We start from the raw sequence: 20,862 nt of genomic DNA on the forward strand, positions 1-20,862 counted from the left end.
CCCTTTATGTCTGAATAATTAAATTTTACCATAAAAAAACAATCCCGGCGCATGGCCGGGATTGTTTTTTCCGCTCCTTAACGCAAGCGGGCAAATCCGAATCCTGAAGCATAATCGTCGCCGTATCCAGCGCCCGATCCTGAAAGGATATCGTAGTTGTAAGCACGGTTCTGCAAATCATTGCGGATCGTCGTGTGGCTGACCGTCGGGTTTGCTGCCCATACTTTTGCCGCAAGTCCTGCAATGTGCGGTGAAGCCATTGACGTACCGCTGATTGTCGAGTAGCCGCCAGTGTACCAAGTTGAGTAGATGGCCGCACCAGGTGCTGATACTTCTACATCACCTTTGTCGATATAGTAGTCGCCATCTGTATAGCTATAGCCGCGTGAAGAGAAATCCGCAACGCGGTATGTGCCGTTTTGGATGACGTTCTCAAGAGCTGCAACCGCTACTGCATTCTGCAATGCACCCGGGTAGCCGATCGAACCTTGGTAAGGGCCCGAGTTGCCTGCTGCCGCAATGATCAGAACACCTTTGCTGTAAGCGTAGTTGACAGCATTCGTGATCAAACTGCTTTCAGAAGAAGAACCGAGCGACATGTTGATGACCACTTTCGTGTTCAGCGCCGTTGCCTGATCGGCCACGTGGCGGATTGCGTTTGCGATGTCATCCGAGTAACCTGAACCATCATCACCCAATACTTTGTATGCCCACAAATCTGCAGCTGGAGCTACACCGTATACGCCTGAACCTGAACCGCCGTCAGCGAGTGCCGTTCCGGCAACGTGTGTCCCGTGCCCTTGGCGGTCAACGCATGAACCGTTGACGATGCTCGTTCCGACAGTGAAATCTTTACATTGTTCAACATTGTTCACTAGATCTGCGTGGGTTTTATTGACGCCTGTATCAAGCACGGCGATGTTGACGCCCGCTCCGCCTGAAGTCTTTGTCAATGCGCTGTCGTTATAGATGGCTTTGATGCCCCATGGCGTTGACTGCGAAGCTGCCATCGTTGTATACGCTGCTTCCGGTTTTGAAGAAGTAGAGTCAATCGAATACTCAGGAACTTTTTCAACCGTCAGGTTTTTATTTTTTTGAAGCGCTTCGAATTGCTGCGCATTCATATCAGTCGTAAAGCCTTCGCCTTCAAAATCCCAATGGACGCCGTAGCGATCTTTGGCATTCTTCAGTTCCTTCTGGTTCGCTGAATCAACCAATACACGGAATTTCTCGTTGCTGTTTTGTGCTGAGGAGTCCCCATTTGCGCTGACACCCATTGCCGGTACGAGCAATGTTGCCGTAAGCATGACTGATGTTACAAATTTCGCCGATCTTTTCATCGTTCAATCCCCTTTTCCATTAAAAGTGTTTGGCAGATAAGCAATCCCGGCGTCCCGGCATCCACTTTCAGGCGCTCCGCTTTGGAGAACCCGGCCTCACAACTAACGTTAGCAGAGAAGTCCCTTTTGCGTAATTGGGAAAATAACGGCTCCTTTAAGACAATAAATGCTAAGAAGTCAGGAATAACCACGACTTAATACCTAAATTACCTTTATTTTCTTTAGATCTGCTCATTTCGCTTAAAACGCATCAAAATTTCGCATGTCTTATCATAAAAACACTTGCATAAAGGAAGTATGCAACTTGGATTTATTCCGTTTCCCTAAAAATGAAGCATGCCCTTTCTCTATTGATGGAATTTTCGATTAAATTAACCATTCGGACCGGATTTTATATATACTTTAGGAAAGAGCGCTCAAGCAAGGAGGGATTCAATGGTAAGCGATTGGCTGAAAAGCGCACAACATGCCGTCATATTTACAGGTGCAGGCATGTCGACTGAAAGCGGGCTGCCGGATTTCCGCTCAGCGAACCAGGGTTTGTGGGGGAAAAGGAATCCAAGCGAAGTGGCAAGTGTGCAAGCGATGAATTCAAATGCCGAAGCGTTCACTGCGTTTTACCGGGAACGCATCACAAAAGCCGATGCCTTTTCTCCGCATGAGGGGCACCGGATTCTGGCAGACTGGGAAGCCAGCGGTTTGATCCGGTCGATCATCACGCAAAACGTCGACGGGTTCCATCAGCTGGCCGGAAGCCGCGCAGTCGCTGAACTCCATGGATCGCTCCGCAAGGTTTTTTGCCAGTCCTGCGGCGCTTCCTACAGCAGCAGCTTCTACAAGGAACAAGATTACCGCTGCCCTGCATGCGGAGGCCTGCTCCGCCCTGCCGTGGTGCTGTTCGGGGAAATGCTGCCGGAAGAACCGTTCGCTATGGCTTTCGAAGAAGCCAGCAAGTCTGACTTGTTCATCGTTCTCGGCTCTTCTCTCAGTGTCTCTCCTGCCAATCAATTCCCGCTCATTGCCAAGGAACATGGTGCACGATTGGTAATCGTCAACGAAGAAACAACTGACTTCGACCACCATGCCGACCTTGTGATCCATGGCCGGAAAATCGGCGCGGTGCTCGCAGAATGGAATGAAGGACTCGATTGATCATAAGAATGGAGGGTGGCCATGAAAACGCTACGTTATTCACTTATTGATGTCTTTACGGAGAAGCCGTTCGGCGGCAACCAATTGGCGGTCTTTCACGGGGAGGAGAAACTTTCTTCCTCCACGATGCAGCAGATCGCGCGGGAATTGAATTTATCCGAAACCGTCTTTGTCTGCCCGCCGGAAAATGCGAAGAACCATAAATGCTTGCGCATCTTTACGCCCAAAGTGGAATTGCCGCTTGCCGGACACCCCACAATCGGGGCAGCGTTCAGTTTAGCCGAACAAGGAATGATCCAGACCGCTGAAGGGACGAATGAGTGGATTTTGGAAGAAGGGTTCGGCGATATTCCGGTGACCGTCCATAAACATGGCGGGCAGATCGTGAAAGTGGAAATGACACAGCCTCTGCCGGAATTCAGGGCCAACTATCAGAAGACCGGTCTGGTCGCTGATTTGCTGTCGCTTACGCCGAAAGACCTCGACGTCCGTTACCCGTTCCAGACGGTTTCATCAGGCCTCCCCTTTTTGTTCATCCCTGTCCGTTCCTTGAATGCCATCCGCAACATCCAATTCCGCACAGACATCTGGGAACGGCATTTCAGCCGGGACCCCGATACCCAGCATATTTTCGCGTTCACGACTGAAACAGAAGAAAAGCGTTCAACCGTCCATAGCCGCATGTTCGCGCCAGCCATGGGCATTGCCGAAGACCCGGCAACCGGTGCAGCAAGCGGCCCGCTCGGCGCTTATTTGGTGGAGCACGGGGTCATCCCCCAAACAACGAACGGAACCTATCATATCCGCAACGAACAAGGATTCGAAATCAAGCGCCCCAGCTATATCGATGTCACCATCGCGAAATCCGGCAACCGGTTCTCGCTCGTGAAAATCGGCGGCACTTCGGTGACAATGGGGCAAGGCGAAATCTATTTGGCAGATTAGTTTAGTTAACAAAAAAAACAACCGCTGCAGCCTTCGCTGCAGCGGTTGTTTTAGGGTTATCTTCTCTGGATGGATTTCCACTGGTCTTCAAGCCATTGGTCAAAATCGTCGCCTTTATCGCCTTTGTACGTATCGTAGATGTCAACGCGCGTTTTTTGCAATTTCACTTTGAAATCTTCGTACGTATGGTCTTTCGGCAAGCTCTTTTTCAAGCGGACCAACACTTTCGAAGTGTCTTTGATCAAATCGAATTTTTTGCGTTTCGGCAATTCGACTTCTTCTCCGAGGCCCTGCAATTTTTCAAAAGCGGCTTCCTGCACCTGATAGACCGGGTCGTTGTTCATGCGGTGAAGCAGAACGTCGATAGTTTTCTGGTGTTTGTAATTGCCCAATTCCTCTACTGCCGCAAGGCGTTCTTTCCAGTTGGCTGTACGGTTGGCTGCTCGTTTCAATTCGTCGTAGTTCGACGGAAGTTCAGTGCTGTATTGTTGACTCAAAAATTTCAATCTCCTTTGATCATTTCCCTTTCCGGAAAATGTGCTGCTCCATTCCATTTCGGAAATAGCTTGTCCCCGTATTGTACCATCAAGTGAGCGAAAGGACAAAAAAGCTGGATTTCCTTTCTGATGCCCGAACATTAACAGCGCAAAAGAAAATGATTTTTCGGCGATTAATAAAAGATATGCCATTTTCAAAATTTTGGGTATAATGTAAATGGTTTTATAAAATACTTTTAACCAAAGGGGATTCCAATGAGAAAAACTGTATTGGCCGGGTCAATGTGTTTGATGGTGTTTACAGGCGCTTCAGGCGCATATGCCGAAACAACCGATAAAGATTGTGCGGATTTTTCATCCCGCCAGGAAATGATGCAATTTTGGTATTCGAACGGCTATAGTGCAATCAATGATCCCCACCGCTTGGATGGAGACGGCGACGGCTTGGCGTGTGAAGTATCCAAAAGCGAATATGATGCGTTTGTAGCCGCACAAGCCGGCGATGCGAATGGCGGCACAGCACCGGCAACAGAAGCTGCTGAAGGTGAAAAATTGCCGGCAACCGCTTCAAGAAACCCGTTGATTATGCTGATGGGCGCCGGAGCGGCAGCAGCCGGCTCGCTTCTATTATTCCGCCGGAAACGGCAAGAAGCGTAAAAGCGAATCCGGAGGCAGGCATGCCTTCAACTCTTGAGGTGATTTTTTATGAGGCGCTGGATCGGGTTGTTCCTGCTTGTTGCCGGCCTTTCGGCTGCTATTTACGGCTTTTTGGGTTGGCAGGATACAAGGAGCTCCGCTGAAGACCTGACGGCATCCGAACAGAAAGAAATTGAAGAAAAGGCTTTTGCGGCACATCCGGCTACTTCGCCCGCTCCTTCTGACAAGCCGCTCGAACCGCTCCTTACCACTTCGGCCCGGCATGCACTTGGCGAAGAAACCGCTTCGCTGATCATTCCGAAGCTTGAAAAGAAGTATTCGGTGTTTTGGGGTGCAGATGAAGAAACGCTGAAGCAGGGTGTCGGGATGTTCATCAGCTCCTTGACGACGGTCCCTGGCGGCAACGGCCACACGGTATTGAGCGGCCACCGCGATACCGTCTTTACAGGGCTGGGTGAGCTTGAAGAAAGCGATGTGCTGATGATTGAATACGATAGCGGGGTCTATGTGTATGAAATTACGGGTACCTGGATCACCCATGAAGACGACCGGTCGGTCATCGTCGCGAAAGACGAGTCCACGCTAACCTTGACGACCTGCTATCCGTTCGATTACATCGGATATGCCGCGGACCGGTATATCGTCCAGGCGAAACTTGTATCAGCTTCATCAGAATAAAAAAAGGGCAAAACTGCAGCTGCAGTTTTGCCCTTTAGCGTTTTTTACAAAGCTGCAACCGCCGCGATGAGACGGTCAACTTCTTCTTCGGTATTGTAAGGTGCCAATCCGGCGCGGATCCAGCCGCCGGTTTTATTGATATCGAGCCGGTCTGCCAGTGTGGAAGCGTAGAAATGGCCGGCCGCGATGAAGATGCTGTGCTCCTCTGCCATGATTTTGCAAACCTCGGCAGGGTCCTGCCCTTCGATCTGGAAGGCGATGGTCGGTGTTTTCGGCATGTCTGCCGCCGCTTCGAATAACGTCACTCCCTCAATTGCGCGCAATCCCTCGCGGAGGCGCTTGGCGAGCCGGTTTTCATAGGCTTCGATCGTCTCAAGCCCCGACAGGATGCGCTCCCTTCTCGTTTTGCCTTCGCCGAACGAGGCAAAAAAGTCGATGGCGGGTTCGATGCCGGCAATGCCTTCATGGTTCTGCGTGCCGGTTTCCAGTTTGTCCGGATAGTAGCTTGGTGCCGGAACCAGTTTATACGGCTCAAGGTCCTTGAAGATGCTTTCGCGGATCGCTGCAATCCCGATATGCGGGCCGAAGAATTTATAGGCTGAACAAAGCAGGATATCGATCCCCTGCTTTTCGCGGTCAAGCGGAACATGCGGCGCTGCATGCACAGCGTCCGCTGCGAAAATCGCGCCGACTTCCTTGGCGCGTTTGACAATCGGTTCGATGTCGACGATGGTGCCGACTGCATTCGAAGCCAATCCGACCGCCACAATCTTGGTCTTTTCGTTGATGACTTCATGGAGGTCGCTTAGGTCAAGAACCAACGAATCGGTATCGACCTTGATCCACCGGACGTTCAAGCCCCGGTCTTTCGCCATGAGAAGCCACGGATCGACGTTTGCCCGGTGATCCATCTCAGTCACGACAATTTCGTCGCCTTCGTTGAACTGTTTGCCGAGTGCATTGGCGATGGCAATCGTCAAGGTGGTCATATTCGCACCGAATGCCACTTCGTTCACTCCGACATTGAGAAAGTCGGCGACCGCTCCCTTCGCATTTGCGATAATCTCCTCTGTCTCCCAGCTGGTTGGGAACGATCCGTGCAGGTTCGCCCCGCCTCTTTCCATATAGCCTGCAATCGCCTGGATGGCGGTTTTGACGACCTGCGAGCCGCCTGGACCGTCAAAATAGGCGACGTTCTTGCCGTGATAGGTCCGCTGCAATGCCGGGAATTGCTCCCGGACCGCTTCGATTGGAAAAGCCGCTTCAGTTGTTTTCATGTACATAGCCCCTTTGCAATGACGTTCTCTTTAAATAAAACACGTTATCGGAGCCGGTGTCTAATAGAAAGCGGCTGATTTCTGAAAATTTATTTTTATTCCGGCAAATGCCGCTTACTATTAACCGCAGGCAAATAAGGGTATACATTTTATAGAATCTTGAAACCTGAAAGGAAGAACCACCATGCCTCATTTCAAATCCAGAGATATCACATTGTTCTATGAAGATGTCGGCGAAGGAACGCCGTTATTGCTTTTGCATGGATTGACAAGCAACCATGCCATGTTCTACCGGGAAATGGATTTCTTCAAAAAGAAATACCGCGTCCTTGCCCTGGATTCCCGGGGCCATGGACGGTCCGACAAGCCGGAATCATATACCCTCGACGACCATATCAAAGATGCAGTCGCCCTCATCAACCACCTGGAACTTGAAACGCTGTATGTCCTAGGCGTGTCAATGGGCAGCTATATTGCACAAGGCGTAGCAATCGCGCTTCCGGACCGGGTGAAAAAACTTGTCCTTGTCGCCACCAAGCCCAGCGGGGAACAATCGTCGATGGCGGAGCTCTTTGACCGCCACGAAGATGCTTTCCGCGGATTAAGCCTTGTCGGCAAGCTGGATAAGTCTTCCGAATTCATGTTCTACAACCAGGAAAAAGTCGATGAATGGCTGCGGAAAACCGCAGAGAAGAGCGATGGCCTTACAGGGCGCGAGCAGGTAGCTGCTTCTGCTGCTTTGAAAGATTTCGATTTCCGCAGCGAGCTCGGAAAAATCCGCGCGGAGACATTGGTAATCAGCGGCACGCACGACGGATTGAATCCTCCCGACAAAGGCAGGGAAACAGCCCTTCATATTCCGGATGCGACGTATATGGAATTCAAGCGATCCGGCCACGCCCCGAACGTCGAACAGGACAGGCTGTTCCTCGGCATCACCGATAATTTTCTTGATTGACGGAATGAAAAAAACGCTCTGCGCGATTCGCAGAGCGTTTTTTCGGGTTCTGTTATTGTGCCGTATAGCCGCCGTCAAGGACGACCGCCTGGCCGGTGACGCCTGACGCTTTGTCGCTTGCCAGGAACATGGTGTAATCCGAAATTTCCTGTACAGACAGCAGGCGCTTTTGCGGCACCAAGGGATAAATGACTTCTTCAAGCACTTTGTCCAAAGAAACGTTGCGCGTTTTCGCCAAATCGCCCATCTGATTTCGCACAAGCGGTGTATCGACATAGCCCGGGCACATGGCATTGACTGTGATGCCATGCTCCGCCCCTTCGAGCGCAGCGACTTTCGTCAAACCGATGACGCCATGCTTCGCGCTGTTATACGCCGCTTTGCCGGCGAAACCGACGAGGCCATTGATGGAAGCCATATTGATGATACGGCCTTTGCCCTGCTTCTTCATGATCGGAAACGCATGTTTTGTTGCCACAAAAGGCGCAACCAACATGATTTTCACAAGCAGTTCGAATTTTTCGGTCGGGAACTCTTCAATCGGAGAAACAAATTGCATGCCCGCGTTGTTGATCAGGACATCAAGCGAGCCGAACGTTTCCACCGCTTGATGGATCGCTCCTTCCAGCTCTGCTTCATTCGTTACGTCCACCTTAAGGCCGATCGCTTCGAACCCTTGGTCCTTAAGGGATTGGGCAGCTTTCACAACCGCTTCTTCATTGATATCCGTCAAAACGATTTTAGCCCCTTCTTTTGCGAAGTCGGCACTGATTTCATAACCGATGCCGCTCGCGGCGCCGGTGATGAATACTACTTTATTTTCAACCATTCGAATTCCCTCCACTAATTTTTAGATGCCTAACCCTAGTGAAAACAAGACGATTGCAATCGCTAAGCCAAGCAGCGGAACAATGACCGTTACCGCACCCACTGCCCCGTATGCAGCTTTATGTGTCTCACCGCAGATTCCCTGGATGGTCGTAACCACGTAGCCGTTATGCGGCAAGGAATCCAGCGCTCCCGAAGAAATTGCGACTGTCCGGTGAAGCGCTTCTGTATTGACGCCCAAATCGATGTAATGCGGCGCCAACAAAGGCAAAGCGATAACTTGGCCGCCGGATGCTGAACCGGTAATACCGGCGATGACGCTTACCGCGATGGCGCCGCCGATTAGCGGGCTTCCCGGAATGTTTGTCATCGCATCTACCGCTGTTTGGAATGCCGGTACTGCTTTCGCAACACCGCCAAAGCCGACAACGGCTGCTGTATTGCCAATTGCAATCAGTGCACCGATTGTGCCATCCGTCAATGCTTTCCCAAGATCTTGGAAATGTGTTCTGTTCAGAAAATACGTTGCAAGAACTCCGCCCAGCAAGGCAATAACCAATGCGGATGTTTTCAATGAATCATGGAAAATGAAAGAAACGACTAGAACCACCAGCAGTGGAATCAAGCCCATGATCGGATTCGGCAGATTGCGCTCTGGCACCACAGGATCTGTTTTGCGCGACTCGAAACGTTCGCCTTTGTTTACTGCTTTCGTGATCATGCGCTTCAGCCACCAGTAGCCGAATAGCGCCATGAAGATGGCGACAATGATACTGACTTCCCAGCCGGCATACGGGCTGGTGTTCAAATACTCGATCGGAATCCAGTTCTGGATTTCCGGAGAACCTGCTGAAGTCATCGTGAATGTAACAGATCCAAGCGCCAATGCCGCCGGGATGAAACGGCGCGGAAGATCCGCCTGTTTGAACAGGCTGAGCGCCATCGGATAAACCGAGAATGCTACGACGAACAAACTTACGCCGCCATACGTCAATACCGCACAGGCGATAACAACTGCAAGCACCGCCCGCTTGATGCCGAATTTTCCAACGAGCCAGCGGGAAACACTGTCTGCTGCTCCGCTGTCTTCCATTAATTTACCAAAAATTGCTCCAAGCAGGAACATTGGGAACCATGCTGTGATGAATCCGGAAAACCCGGTCATGTAATTCCCTAAAAAGTTCACTTCTCCTTCCGCAACCATCTGCGGGAACAATGGCAGGCTGCTGAACAGCGCCACCACTAGCGCACTCAACGGACCTGCAATCAGCAAGTTCGTCCCTCTCATCGTCAAGTAGATGAGCAGCGCCAAACCGCCAATCAAACCGATCATACTAAACATGTTATTTCCCCCTTTGAAATGTTTTACACGCTGCCGACAGAATCATGCCCCTTTTGCATCCATCCAGATACCGGCGTTCTTGTAAGCGCTTACGAGTCCGATATAAAAAAATTCATGAATTTGTCAAAATATTTAGACCCGCTCGGCTTTTAATAGTGTACCTTTCCTTTTCAGATAGGTAAAATGAATAAAAAGTATACATCATATAACTTTATGTTATAGAAAAGAGGCATAACATGGATATCCGGCAATTGAATTATTTCATAGAAGTGGCGAAGCACCAGAGCTTCACCAAAGCTTCGCAGGCGCTGCACGTCACCCAGCCGACACTCAGCAAGATGGTAAAAAACCTGGAAGATGAACTCGATGTTACGCTTTTCGACCGTTCGGCCCGGCAGATCGCTTTGACCGACGCCGGCGAAGTGGTGCTTGCCCAAGCCCAAAAAATCGTTAACAGCCTGGAAGATTTATCGGAATCGCTATATGACGTGATGCATCTGAAAAAAGGGAAAATCAAAGTCGGGCTCCCTCCTGTAATCAGTACGCTGTTCTTTCCGACCATCATCGCTGAATTCCAACGGTCCTATCCCGATGTCACCATCATGATTGACGAATACGGCGCAAAGAAAGTCGAGCAAAAAGTGCTCGAAGGCGCAGTCGACCTCGGCTTTGTCATGCTGCCGGTGGACGAAGAGAAATTCGATGTGGTCCCGTTTGTCGAACAGGATATCAAGCTGCTGGTGCACCAGTCGCATCCCCTTGCCCATCTGGACACAGTGGACCTCATTGATTTCAAAGACGATCCTTTTTTGCTGCTGAGCAAAGAATTCACCCTGAACAGCCGGACAATCCAATTCTGCCTTAGCGAAGGGTTCACGCCGAAAATTGCGTATGAAAGTTCCCAGTGGGACTTTATCGTCGGCATGGTGGAAAAGAACCTGGGCGTCACTTTAATGCCATCGCTGATTTGCGACCGGATGAAAGGCGGCCCGTTTAAAACAATCTCCCTCACCCGCACATTCCCTTGGCGGCTGGGCATCATCCTGGCTAAAAACCGCTACGTCCCTTATGTATCTCGTTCGTTCATTTCGCTAGTCAATGAACTGCCAAAAGTTTGACAGAAAAGAAATTAAAACAAGAATTATGAAATGTACCATGCATATGACATTGAAGAGCAAGTTGAGCATGATTTGAAAAAAGCGGACACCGCTTTAGCGCTTGCCAAGAATAAATAGTCATTGTTTTGAGAAGCCGAACCGCCCTTTCGCCCCGCAAAGGCAGTTCGGCTTCTTTTCGGCATAGCCGGCAAAATGATTAATATGTTGCCAAAGAGGGAAATTAATAATAGATACTAATCAGCGTTTAAAAATGGAGGGATAGCAGTGGACAAAAGAACAAAGCAGAATCTTTTGTATGCATGTGCTGCAGGCGCTTGCGCATTCGTTGTTGCAAGATTGTTCAAGAAAAAAGGGAAGCAATACTGGGTTTATCCGGATCATGACCTCCACAACAGCAAAACGGCCGACGTCCGGGAAAGCCCGAATGCGGCTGAGGACCACGCCGAAATCGGGCTGACGGAGCTAGACTCCGCTTACCGTTCTGAGTGGGTCTCGATGGGATATCCACAAACCTACCATGAATTGGATTATGACGGCGAAAAATGGAAAAAGTGATGAAAAAAGCAGGAAAGGCATAGTGCCTTCCCTGCTTTTATTTTTGGTTGAGGTCATGGTTTTGCCGTCATTTCAATGACTCCCGCAATATCGATGCCATTGAGGGCCTGCGTAGCCAATTGGTCCGCTTCAGCATTTTCCCGGCGCGGCACCAGCTCGTATTCGGGCTGGATACCCAGCTTCTCGAGCTTTTGGTCGATGCGGTCAGCCCACCGGGCGAGATCCGCTTCCATGGCGGGCCAATCGCCCCCCATCTGATTGATGACAACTTTGGAATCCCCAATGAACCGAATTGGCAAATGATGGACGCCGAGAAGTTCCAACTCTTGCAGGCTCAAGTAGAGCGCAGCATATTCCGCTTCGTTATTGGATGCCAATTCTGCAGACGGAGCATTGCGCCGCAGCCGATAGGACTTGCCGCTCTGTTCATAATAAATGACACAGCCAAGGCCGGAGTTGCTGGTCGCCGGGCTGAACCCGCCGTCGAAATAGACGGTGATATTGTGCGGCTCCGTTTCGATTCCTTTAAGGTAGCCTTTCATTTCCTTGACGGTCCATGTGCTGTCGAACCTGTCGACGAATACCAGTTTTTTTGTCCGGCCCGTCCGCTCCAGATCTTCTGCGAGCAGCACCGCTTTGGCTGCCGGCATTTCTTCCGAATGGAAAATCGCCTCAGTCCCTTTCGGAGTTTTGTATACCCATTCTATCCGGACGTTCATTGCCCTGCCCCCTTCTCAGCTGCCCTTTATTTATCAGTATATAGAAAAACGCTTCTGTATATAGCTCAAAAAGGAGTTGCCAATCGAACCTATAGTTCTTTTATTTCCTTTTCGGCATAATCTAAACGTTCTTTCACGGGACAGAAAAAGGCGGTATGCCGGCCCTGTAAAAGGAGCGGCATACCGCCGAAATCTGTTATTCTACAAGACTTGCATATACGACAAGCCGCTCTTCCCGGGTCCCCCTGGAAAAATCGTAGGTGCCGGAGCAAGTGATCAAAACAAGTTCCGGGGAGGAAGCATAGCCGAAGATGCCAGGAATGTCCGCCATTTCAAGCGGAACGGATTCCATTGTATGCACCCGGTACACCAGTTCCTTCCCTTCGCCTTTCACCCGGATCTCATCGCCGCTTTCCAGCTTGACGAGATCCCAGAAAACTGCCGGCCCATCGACTCCATCTACATGACCTGCGATGACCGCACGGCCGTTCTCACCTGGTTCGTATCCCGGCGAGAACCAGCTGACATCCGCTTCATTGTCCGGTACGGCCATTTCCCCGCTTTCGGTAACGCCAAGGGACTGGATGTCCGCTTTGACGCCGATCGCCGGTATTTCTATCAGCACCGGTTCGATGCCTTGCCTCTTCAATGAATTGATCGGGTTTTCCGTTATTTTTGCTGCTTCTACGCCAACAGGTTCTACGGTTGCAGGTTCCACAGTTTCAGAATCCACGATTAAAGGTTCATGCCTTTCAGCGGCAAAGCCGACGCTTTCGCTGCGGACGCTCACCTCATCCTCCACTTCCTGGCACCCTGCAAGAAAAACCAGCAGCAAGATGGCTAAAAATTTAGTTTTGAAATCTTCTTCTCCATACCAGACCGCCTGCTGCAAAGAGCATAACTGTTCCAGCGATCAAAATCCATGGAGTCTGTGAGCTTTCCGGTGTTCCAAGGCCGGTTGTCGGCATGCCGTCCGGTGAAGCTGCCGCTTCGTAGTCGACAAGCGCGAGCACTTCAAGTGCGTCTGCAGTGTTGACTGCAAATACACTATAAACCGTGCCTGCCGCCAATTCAGTTCCTTCTAGCGGCAATACTTGCGTGCCATCCGGCAAACGGATTTCCAGATCATACGTGCCTGCATCTAATTCCACATAATCAGTGATGCCCGGGAATTCTGCTCCGCTGAAGACGGCATCCCCACCGATCAATCCGACATCAACTGCTGGTGCGTCCGGAGACAAATGGCCGACGCGGATCTTGGCTTTGCCTTCAGCCACTTCCATGGAATCTTCAGCGACTACAAATTCCAAAGCGTCTACTGTATTGGCAGCTGCAACTGTATAAGCTTTTCCTGCTTCAACGGCCAAGTCTGCACGCAGGACGCCAGTGCCTTCCGCATATTCAGTTCCGGTAGCGAATACTTCAACGTCGTGTGTGCCAGCCGGCACTTCCAAGTAACCTGAGTCTGCTTTGAACGGGACATTTTCCAAAGTCAGTTCGCCATTGACGTATACATCTACCGCTGGTGCATCAGGTGAAGCATGGACGACCCGGACCTTTGCGGTGTGGGAGTCTGCTAAAACCCCGGCACCAAATGTCATGGCAAGCAGCAAAGCGAGTGAAAGCAAAGCGAAGATCTTCTTCATTTTTTCCTCTCCTTTTTCTGTGCTTTATTTTGTATAACTATTGTACAACTTATTTATAATACATCTACAAAGATTATGCAAGCATTATATTCTGAATTTTCGTATAAAATCTTTTTCAGTGTAATTGAGTACTTATTTGCTGTCAAAACTATATTTTCCAAAAAAAAAAGAAACAGCCCCGAAGGACTGTTTCAGCTTTCATTATGAAGTGACTGTTTCTCCAGAAGCCGCCGCTGCATCTTCCAGCTCTTGCTTCGCTTCTTTCCGTTCCAGTTCTGCAATTTCCTGGTCGCTCATATATTCAATCTTGATGCCCAGGAAAGCCATGGCGATCGAAATGAGCGGCACGGTGTAATTCAGAATGGCGTAAGGCGCGTATGCGAACGGATGCACTGCAAGCGTCGCCAGGATAAAGACCCCGCATGTGTTCCAAGGGACAAGCGGCGATGTGATCGTGCCGCCGTCTTCCAAGGCGCGCGATAGATTTTTCGAATGCAGCTTTTTGTCGCGATAGGCTTTTGCATACATCCGGCCCGGAAGCAGGATAGAAATATATTGCTCTGAAGCTGTTGCGTTGGTGAAAAATGCGGAAGCGACAGTCGCGGCAATCAGGCTGCCGGCAGAACGCGCCACTTTCAGGATTTGATTGACGATGGCCTGCAGCATGCCCACCTGCTCCATAATGCCGCCGAAGACCATGGCGACGATCGTCAAGGAAACGGTGAACATCATCGACGAAATGCCGCCGCGGTTGAACAAGTCGTCCACCATCGCATTGCCGGTCGTAATGGCGTAGCCGTCGTGCAATGTATTGACAGCGTCCCCGATATTGCCGCCCTGGATCAGGACGTGGCACACCCAGCCGAGAAACACGCCGATGGCCAAAGCCGGCATCGCCGGCACTTTCTTAGCGACCATGACGATAACCGCGAGCGGCACCAGCAAAAGCCAAGGCGAGATGACAAAATTGCTCTCAAGCGTGCTTAGGATGGCATTGATCTCTCCCGTGTCCACGGAAGCGCCGCCGAATTGGCGGCCCAGGAAAAAGTAAGCAACCAAAGCGATGGCAAGTCCGGGAATCGTTGTATAGACCATGTGCTTGATATGCTCGAACAAGTCGGTGCCGGTGATGCCTGCAGCCAGGTTTGTTGTATCCGACAGCGGAGACATCTTGTCTCCGAAATAAGAACCGGAGATGACGGCGCCGGCAACCATGGCAGCCGGAATGCCCATGCTGATTCCGATGCCCATGCCGGCTACGCCGATTGTCCCCATTGTCGACCAGGAGCTGCCGATGGCCAATGTCACGATAGCGCAGATAATGCAGATCGTTAACAGGAACAGCGACGGCGTAATGAGTTTCAGGCCGTAGAAAATCATCGTAGCGACAATTCCGCCGCCGAGCCAAGAACCGATAATCATGCCGACAAGGATGATGATCAGTATGGCAGGAAGCGCCAGACGGATGCCTTTATAAGCGCCTTCCTCGATATCTTCCCAGCGGTAGCCGAGGCGGGAACCGATAAACGCGGCAACCGCCGTCCCGATCAAAAGCGGGACGTGCGGGCTGCCTTCAAATTTAATGATGGTGACTGCCATTGCAGCAATCATGACCATCAAAGGAATAATGGCCAATAGAAAAGGCATATGTATGTCTTGGTGATTTTTCATGTTTCCTCTCCTTTTAATCGTTTATTGAAAACCCTTTCATCCATATTGCCACCTCCAGAAAAGTAAAGCAATCGCTAATTTTCTGCATCTTTTCCGGCGCTGGAATTTCTCGTTATCAGGAATTGTGGTACTTTAGTAAATATATAAGAGATGGTTGCTTCCTCTTGGATAATCTGGAATCTCCTTGTTTCTTAAGAACCGTCTCTTTGCACTGAAGAGGGCCTTCAATTTTTTTCGACCCGCAAAACTTGATCAGAGGAGGGGTGGCCATGCCACGGAATATTTTAGTGATCGGGGCCGGCATCGGCGGATTGACAGCAGCTGCTTTGCTCGCAAAAAGCGGCGAGCATGTTACGCTCCTTGAAGCATCTTCGGAACTCGGCGGATGCGCCGGGAAATTCAAGCGGCATAAATTCCTTTTCCCTGCCGGTGCCACACTCGGCATGGGACTTGAAAAAGGCGGCATCCACGAGCGTGTCTTCCGTTTCCTTGGCAAGCCGCTGCCGCTTGAACCGCTGGATAATGTAATGGAAATGATTCATCCGGATCATACTTTCGTTTTTCTGAAAGAACGCGAGAAGCACGTCGACAACATCGTCCGCCACTTCCCTGAAGCGGAAACAAACATCCGGTCCTTTTACCGGGAAATATACAGCACTGCATCAACGGTCCGGACATTGATGGGACCGCTTCCTGCCCTTCCGCCGGCTACAGCGAAAGAATGGGCCGCTTTGGCTGCTGCCATCCGGCCTGTCCATGCCAAGCTTTTGCCGCATTTCAACAAGACGCTTGGCGATTGTCTTGGTCGGCATGGACTCGGCGGGCTCAAGGCGTTCCGGCATATGCTGGATGGGCTGCTGATCGACAGCATGCAGACCGGCAGCGAAGAGGTTTCCTACCTTTTGGCTGCCGTGGCGCTCGACATTTACCATGAAGGCGCTTATTACGTGCCTGGCGGCTTGTACCGCTTTGCCGAAATAATGGGCGAAAGCCTGAAAGAAAATGGCGGCGCGCTGAAAAAGCGCCGGACAGTTGTCAAGCTGGCGCGCAGCGAAGGATCATGGATTGCCATCGACCACCGCGGCAATAGCTACGAAGCCGATGCAGTAATCTTCAACGCACCGATCCACCTGCTGCCCGGCATGCTGTCGAAGGATCTTGCCAACCTATTGAAAAAACCGCTTCTGCAGGGAGCTTCTACCGAAACGTGGACGACCCTCACCTTGTATATCGCGGTCGATTCCAGCAAATTATCCGCTCAGCTGCCGCCCTTCCGGCAAATCTCGACGGGAAGCGGCATGGCAGAAGGCGGCCACTTTTTCATGTCCGCTTCACGCCCCGGCGACTTGCTGCGGGCGCCTGCCGGCTTTCAGACAATAACCGTCTCAACGCACTCCAAAGCTCATCACTGGGATTCCGCCGAAAAGTATAAAGCGGCCAGGCGGGCATTAAGCGCGCGGATGCTCGACGCAATCGAACAGCATGTACCGGGTTTCCGTGATGCAATCGTCCATCTGGAGAAAGGGGCGCCAAAAGCGTGGGAGCGGTTCACCGGCCGGCCGAACGGTTATGTCGGCGGATTCCCCCAAACTTTGGATTCAGCGCTGTTCAATTCGATTTCGCACCGCTCCGGCATTTCCGGGCTCTATGTCTGTGGCGACCATATCTTCCCGGGCGGCGGCACGATCGGTGCCGCTGCGAGCGGCATCCACGCCGCAAGGTCTGCCGTTTCCAAGCGGCTGGTTTGATCGCCTTAGTCTTATCGTCCAATGCGGTTTATAATGCCCATTTCGGCTGAAAATAAAGCTTCTTTGGGAATTTCCTTTCGTCTCACTCCATTTTATAATTAAAAGGAATTTCATCACTTCAAAGGGGAAAAGACAATGACGCAGCCGCCAGTTCCACAAAAACCGATCTGGGCATGGTTTGTCCTGATTTTCGGCACCGTTTTCTTAACATTGACTGCTCCCGCCGGCATCGTTTTGCTGTTGGTCCCATTTTTCAAACCCGACGAAATCAGTTTCATGTCGAGTTTGTTGACTGCCTTCATGCTGATCTTGCCGGCAGCAGCTCTCTGGGCGGTGATCCGCTCATTTAAAACGATAAAAGCGTATCAGCTTCACCAAAGAGAACATGCACTTTTGCAGCCGAAAGAGGAGCCCTTGCACGGTGAAACTCCCGTTCCGGCAAAAACGAAAAAGCCGCTTTGGCCTTGGGTGGTGATAGCGCCCGGTGCGGCTCTCTTAATCAGTTCCGGACCAGGCGCCCTCATGTTCCCCATCATGCCTCTTTTTCTAGCAGGCATGTCCACCGACTCACCCGATACGCCGGGTTATGTGCCGGCATTGCTGTTTTTCGGCGGCTACGGTTTGATGATCGGCTACGGTTTGCTCGTTTGGCGGGCCATTCGGGCGCTTCGCACACCCTGATCCAAATGAAACAGCCCGGCGGAATCCAAAAAGATTCCTGCTGGGCTGTTTTTTGTTCTTTATTCCGCTTTTATGAATTGCGCAATCCCTTTTGCCAGCCCCTCTGCCAATGGCAGATCCGGATCGGAATAGACGGCCATATTCCCTTGCACGTCGGCCGGCGCCGGTTTCAGCACATGGTTCATCCCATCGATAATGAGCAGTTCCGCTTCGGGCTTTGCTGCATGGAGCGCCTCAGCATCCGCCACAGGAACCTGGATATCGTGCGTCCCAGCTACGATGAGTGCAGGTACATCCAAATCCCGGATTTCCTGCTGCGGATCAAGAGCCATCCAGGATGCCAAGTACGGCTGGACAGACGGCCGGAAGATGCTTTGCAGGGCAGGGCTGACCTCTTTCACCTCTTCTCCCTCCTTCAAAGCAGCAATAACGGTTTCTGATTCTTCCAGCAAATCAGCAGGCAACTGTGGTGTCAGCTGTTCCAAAAGAACTTCATCAATCGGCCTGCCGGCTCCTGCAATGGAGATAAAGCGGTCTGCGCCTCCTTTTTTTGCCGCAACGAGACCGATCAATGCCCCTTCACTGTGGCCAATGACCGCCGTTTCTGCAAATCGTCCGTCCGTTTCCAGGTATTCCCCCCAAACGGCAGCATCCGCGATAAAATCGCCGAAGCGCATGTCCGCCTCGTTCCTGCCAAGCGCTGTGTTCATGCCGATGCCGCGCTTATCATAGCGGATGCTGGCAATGCCTTCCGCTGCCAGCCCTTCCGCCAGCATTTTCAAGCTGTTATTGGTGCCGCCTGCCGGCGAATTTCCGTTATGGTCGGTGGGGCCGGAACCTGCAATGATCACAACCGCTGGAAATGGTCCTTCGCCTTCCGGCAATTCAAGCACCGCTTTCATCTTCCCGCCGGCCGCATCGGCCTCGACAATGTTTTCTTCATTCACTGGTTTTTCACTGATGCCTTTTTTCAGCTTGAACGGAAGTTCCTGTCCAGTCTGCGTGAATGTACCGGTTATTTCTTCGCCCTTGCGCTTGCCGTCAAACGAAATGATCTGCCCTTGAATTTCAACGTCAAATGAGATGTCCGGATCGATAAACTCGATCCGGGAAATCTGCAATTCGTTCACACCTTGCGACGGTATGCCGAAATAACTTGTCTCTTTGCCAAACTCCACCTGAATGGTTAGCGGCTGATTCGGCACCTCAATCGCCCCTTCCCAACTTCCTTCAAGAACTGCCATGCCATTTCCCTCTCTCTCCTCTACTTCTTTATCGCCTCCGCAGCCTGCAGTCATTCCGGCAAGCGCGAGCAGCGCAAGCATCCGCCAAACGTTTTTCACTTCCAGCCCTCCTTTTTTCTCATGGTAATTATTCTACGGAAGCGATGCTCCTGGGTTTCATCATCCAAGCTGTCCTGTTTGGTGGGCATTTCTTTTTGTATTACAATGAAACTAATCCAGAATCCTGAAAGGTTGTTTGCTCTAATGAAACCCTATAACAGTATTACAGACCTGATCGGCGATACGCCGGTCGTTAAATTGAACAGACTTGTGCCGGAAGGTGCTGCAGATGTCTATGTAAAACTCGAAATGTTCAATCCGACAAAAAGCGTCAAAGACCGGGCCGCCTACAATATGATCAAGACCGCTGAAGAACAGGGCATCCTTGAGCCGGGCGCAACAATCATTGAGCCGACGAGCGGCAATACCGGCATCGGTCTCGCCATGGTGGCTGCTGCAAAAGGTTACCGCGCCATTTTGGTCTTGCCGGACAACGCCACCAAAGAACGCATCAACTTACTGAAAGCTTATGGTGCAGAAGTGGAGCTGACACCGGCCGATGATAAAATGCCCGGTGCCATCAAAAGAGCGCTCCAATTGAAAGAAGGCATTGCCGGCAGCTTCATTCCGCAGCAATTCGAGAATGCGGCAAATCCCGATGCCCACCGGCACACAACAGCAACTGAAATTCTCGAGCAGATGGACGGCAAGCTAGATGCCTTCGTCGCTTCTGCCGGCACCGGCGGCACCATTACCGGAACGGGCGAATCGCTGAAAACCCATTTGCCCGATTTGCACATTGTCGTCGTTGAGCCGAAAGGATCGCCAGTCCTATCCGGCGGCAAACCCGGCAAACACAAACTGGTCGGCACTAGCCCCGGCTTTGTCCCGGATATCTTGAACACGGGCATCTATGATGAAATCATGCAAATCGAAGATGAAGATGCCATCGACTCCTTTAAGAAGATGGCGCGTGAAGAAGGGATCTTCGTCGGTCCATCAGCGGGCGCAACTGTTTTTGCTGCCATTGAAACTGCGAAGCGCCTAGGCGCCGGCAAAAAAGTGCTGTGCATTGCACCGGATACAGGTGAACGGTATTTGAGCATGAACTTGTTCAACGAATAAATCAACGCAAGAAAAGAGCCCGGAAGTTTTTTCCGCGCTCTTTTCTTTTGGCATCAAAACAAGCGGATCGCTTTGCTTTCCAGGTCCTGCAGCCATTGGCGCATCACCCGGCGCGCCCTTTTTTCCCGCGGCAGTACCTGATAGGCTCTTTCCAGCAGATGCAGCCGTTGTTCTTCAGGTGCGGCATCCTCCTGCCAGCAGTGTTCATCGAGGAAATAGCGGGTCAACCGGATCGCTTCGAGGCACCCCTCCAGGTTCGCCGGCAGAAGAAGGGCAATGTCGAGCATCAGGATTGCCGCGTCATCATCTTCTTCCATATCTTCTCTTTGCGGACCGTAGGTTAAACAGAATGCTTTCATTTCACTGTGAAGCGCCTGCAATTCTTCCAAAACCAAAGCAGCAGCATGGTCATGGTTCGGACTGATCAACATTCCCCTTCCCCCTTTATCGAATTCGGCATGTGTAACTCGGATAGGCATTTCGAACTTTGTCCATACAAAACCTAAGCTCTTTTGCCTAAGGTTAATAAATAAATTCGCTAAAATCTTTAAAACTCCTTTTATATTTATTACTCCTTTCGAATATTTATTATTTATTTTTCTCTTTTTAAAAATCGTTGGATAAACAGGCATAACGGAAAAA

21 protein-coding genes are annotated in these 20,862 nt (G+C 51.0%); 10 read left to right on the forward strand and 11 right to left on the reverse strand.

What is annotated here, in order from left to right:
* Positions 1-77: 77 nt before the first annotated feature.
* A complete protein-coding gene (locus ACFSDB_RS07680; RefSeq protein ID WP_204891722.1) occupies positions 78-1,340 on the reverse strand; it encodes a S8 family peptidase in 1,263 nt (420 codons plus the stop codon).
* Positions 1,341-1,775: 435 nt separating this feature from the next.
* Here ACFSDB_RS07680 and ACFSDB_RS07685 point away from each other — a divergent pair, with 435 nt between their 5' ends.
* A complete protein-coding gene (locus ACFSDB_RS07685) occupies positions 1,776-2,492 on the forward strand; it encodes an NAD-dependent deacylase (RefSeq protein ID WP_204891723.1) in 717 nt (238 codons plus the stop codon).
* 21 nt (positions 2,493-2,513) lie between these two features.
* Positions 2,514-3,437 carry a PhzF family phenazine biosynthesis protein gene (locus ACFSDB_RS07690; protein WP_204891724.1) on the forward strand — a complete coding sequence of 308 codons (924 nt, stop codon included), beginning with the start codon at positions 2,514-2,516 and terminating at the stop codon, positions 3,435-3,437.
* A 56-nt stretch (positions 3,438-3,493) separates the two neighbouring features.
* On the opposite strand, the gene ACFSDB_RS07695 is transcribed toward ACFSDB_RS07690, so the two are convergent.
* On the reverse strand, positions 3,494-3,934 hold the full coding sequence (locus ACFSDB_RS07695) for a HEAT repeat domain-containing protein (RefSeq protein ID WP_377339653.1): 441 nt from the start codon (positions 3,932-3,934) through the stop codon (positions 3,494-3,496).
* Between the two features lie 255 nt (positions 3,935-4,189).
* On the opposite strand from ACFSDB_RS07695, the gene ACFSDB_RS07700 reads away from it, so the two are divergent.
* Both ACFSDB_RS07700 and ACFSDB_RS07705 read left to right on the forward strand, forming a co-directional pair.
* Complete coding sequence (locus ACFSDB_RS07700) at positions 4,190-4,591, forward strand: excalibur calcium-binding domain-containing protein (protein ID WP_204891726.1); 402 nt, start codon at positions 4,190-4,192, stop codon at positions 4,589-4,591.
* Between the two features lie 48 nt (positions 4,592-4,639).
* Entirely contained in the window at positions 4,640-5,269 is a 630-nt protein-coding gene (locus ACFSDB_RS07705) for a class D sortase (RefSeq protein ID WP_204891727.1), read from the forward strand.
* A gap of 44 nt (positions 5,270-5,313) precedes the next feature.
* Here ACFSDB_RS07705 and ACFSDB_RS07710 read toward each other — a convergent pair whose 3' ends face one another.
* On the reverse strand, positions 5,314-6,546 hold the full coding sequence (locus tag ACFSDB_RS07710) for a cysteine desulfurase-like protein (RefSeq protein ID WP_204891728.1): 1,233 nt from the start codon (positions 6,544-6,546) through the stop codon (positions 5,314-5,316).
* Between the two features lie 184 nt (positions 6,547-6,730).
* Here ACFSDB_RS07710 and ACFSDB_RS07715 point away from each other — a divergent pair, with 184 nt between their 5' ends.
* Positions 6,731-7,504, forward strand: coding sequence for an alpha/beta fold hydrolase (locus ACFSDB_RS07715; RefSeq protein WP_204891729.1), 774 nt, complete (start codon positions 6,731-6,733; stop codon positions 7,502-7,504).
* A gap of 52 nt (positions 7,505-7,556) precedes the next feature.
* On the opposite strand, the gene ACFSDB_RS07720 is transcribed toward ACFSDB_RS07715, so the two are convergent.
* Together ACFSDB_RS07720 and ACFSDB_RS07725 are read right to left on the reverse strand one after the other, a co-directional pair.
* The gene (locus ACFSDB_RS07720; RefSeq protein WP_204891730.1) at positions 7,557-8,333 is read right to left on the reverse strand and encodes a 3-hydroxybutyrate dehydrogenase; all 777 of its coding nucleotides are present in this window, start codon (positions 8,331-8,333) and stop codon (positions 7,557-7,559) included.
* 21 nt (positions 8,334-8,354) lie between these two features.
* Complete coding sequence (locus ACFSDB_RS07725) at positions 8,355-9,674, reverse strand: GntP family permease (protein WP_204891731.1); 1,320 nt, start codon at positions 9,672-9,674, stop codon at positions 8,355-8,357.
* 236 nt (positions 9,675-9,910) lie between these two features.
* On the opposite strand from ACFSDB_RS07725, the gene ACFSDB_RS07730 reads away from it, so the two are divergent.
* Together ACFSDB_RS07730 and ACFSDB_RS07735 are read left to right on the forward strand one after the other, a co-directional pair.
* Positions 9,911-10,792 carry a LysR family transcriptional regulator gene (locus tag ACFSDB_RS07730; protein WP_204891732.1) on the forward strand — a complete coding sequence of 294 codons (882 nt, stop codon included), beginning with the start codon at positions 9,911-9,913 and terminating at the stop codon, positions 10,790-10,792.
* A 264-nt stretch (positions 10,793-11,056) separates the two neighbouring features.
* Entirely contained in the window at positions 11,057-11,347 is a 291-nt protein-coding gene (locus ACFSDB_RS07735) for a hypothetical protein (RefSeq protein ID WP_204891733.1), read from the forward strand.
* 53 nt (positions 11,348-11,400) lie between these two features.
* Here the strand turns inward: ACFSDB_RS07735 and ACFSDB_RS07740 are convergent, their stop codons facing one another.
* The 4 genes from ACFSDB_RS07740 to nhaC all read right to left on the reverse strand — a co-directional run bounded on the left by ACFSDB_RS07740 (position 11,401) and on the right by nhaC (position 15,383).
* The gene (locus ACFSDB_RS07740) at positions 11,401-12,066 is read right to left on the reverse strand and encodes a ribonuclease H family protein (protein WP_204891734.1); all 666 of its coding nucleotides are present in this window, start codon (positions 12,064-12,066) and stop codon (positions 11,401-11,403) included.
* Between the two features lie 196 nt (positions 12,067-12,262).
* A complete protein-coding gene (locus tag ACFSDB_RS07745) occupies positions 12,263-12,868 on the reverse strand; it encodes a class F sortase (protein ID WP_377339660.1) in 606 nt (201 codons plus the stop codon).
* 46 nt (positions 12,869-12,914) lie between these two features.
* A complete protein-coding gene (locus ACFSDB_RS07750; RefSeq protein WP_204891735.1) occupies positions 12,915-13,712 on the reverse strand; it encodes a DUF4397 domain-containing protein in 798 nt (265 codons plus the stop codon).
* Between the two features lie 201 nt (positions 13,713-13,913).
* Positions 13,914-15,383 carry a Na+/H+ antiporter NhaC gene (gene nhaC / locus ACFSDB_RS07755; protein WP_204891736.1) on the reverse strand — a complete coding sequence of 490 codons (1,470 nt, stop codon included), beginning with the start codon at positions 15,381-15,383 and terminating at the stop codon, positions 13,914-13,916.
* A 269-nt stretch (positions 15,384-15,652) separates the two neighbouring features.
* Between nhaC and ACFSDB_RS07760 the strand changes: the two genes are divergently transcribed.
* A complete protein-coding gene (locus ACFSDB_RS07760) occupies positions 15,653-17,131 on the forward strand; it encodes a phytoene desaturase family protein (RefSeq protein WP_204891737.1) in 1,479 nt (492 codons plus the stop codon).
* A 135-nt stretch (positions 17,132-17,266) separates the two neighbouring features.
* Complete coding sequence (locus tag ACFSDB_RS07765; RefSeq protein ID WP_204891738.1) at positions 17,267-17,812, forward strand: hypothetical protein; 546 nt, start codon at positions 17,267-17,269, stop codon at positions 17,810-17,812.
* Positions 17,813-17,871: 59 nt separating this feature from the next.
* Here the strand turns inward: ACFSDB_RS07765 and ACFSDB_RS07770 are convergent, their stop codons facing one another.
* Positions 17,872-19,155, reverse strand: a complete 1,284-nt coding sequence (locus ACFSDB_RS07770; protein WP_377339665.1) for an alpha/beta hydrolase — start codon at positions 19,153-19,155, stop codon at positions 17,872-17,874.
* 144 nt (positions 19,156-19,299) lie between these two features.
* On the opposite strand from ACFSDB_RS07770, the gene cysK reads away from it, so the two are divergent.
* Positions 19,300-20,220: a cysteine synthase A gene (gene cysK, locus ACFSDB_RS07775; RefSeq protein WP_204891739.1), complete on the forward strand. Its 921-nt coding sequence runs from the start codon at positions 19,300-19,302 to the stop codon at positions 20,218-20,220.
* A 53-nt stretch (positions 20,221-20,273) separates the two neighbouring features.
* Here cysK and ACFSDB_RS07780 read toward each other — a convergent pair whose 3' ends face one another.
* Entirely contained in the window at positions 20,274-20,651 is a 378-nt protein-coding gene (locus tag ACFSDB_RS07780) for a hypothetical protein (protein ID WP_204891740.1), read from the reverse strand.
* Positions 20,652-20,862 lie beyond the last annotated feature (211 nt).

Origin of the sequence: Planococcus chinensis (assembly GCF_042681545.1) — a bacterium.
Taxonomy (GTDB): domain Bacteria; phylum Bacillota; class Bacilli; order Bacillales_A; family Planococcaceae; genus Planococcus; species Planococcus chinensis.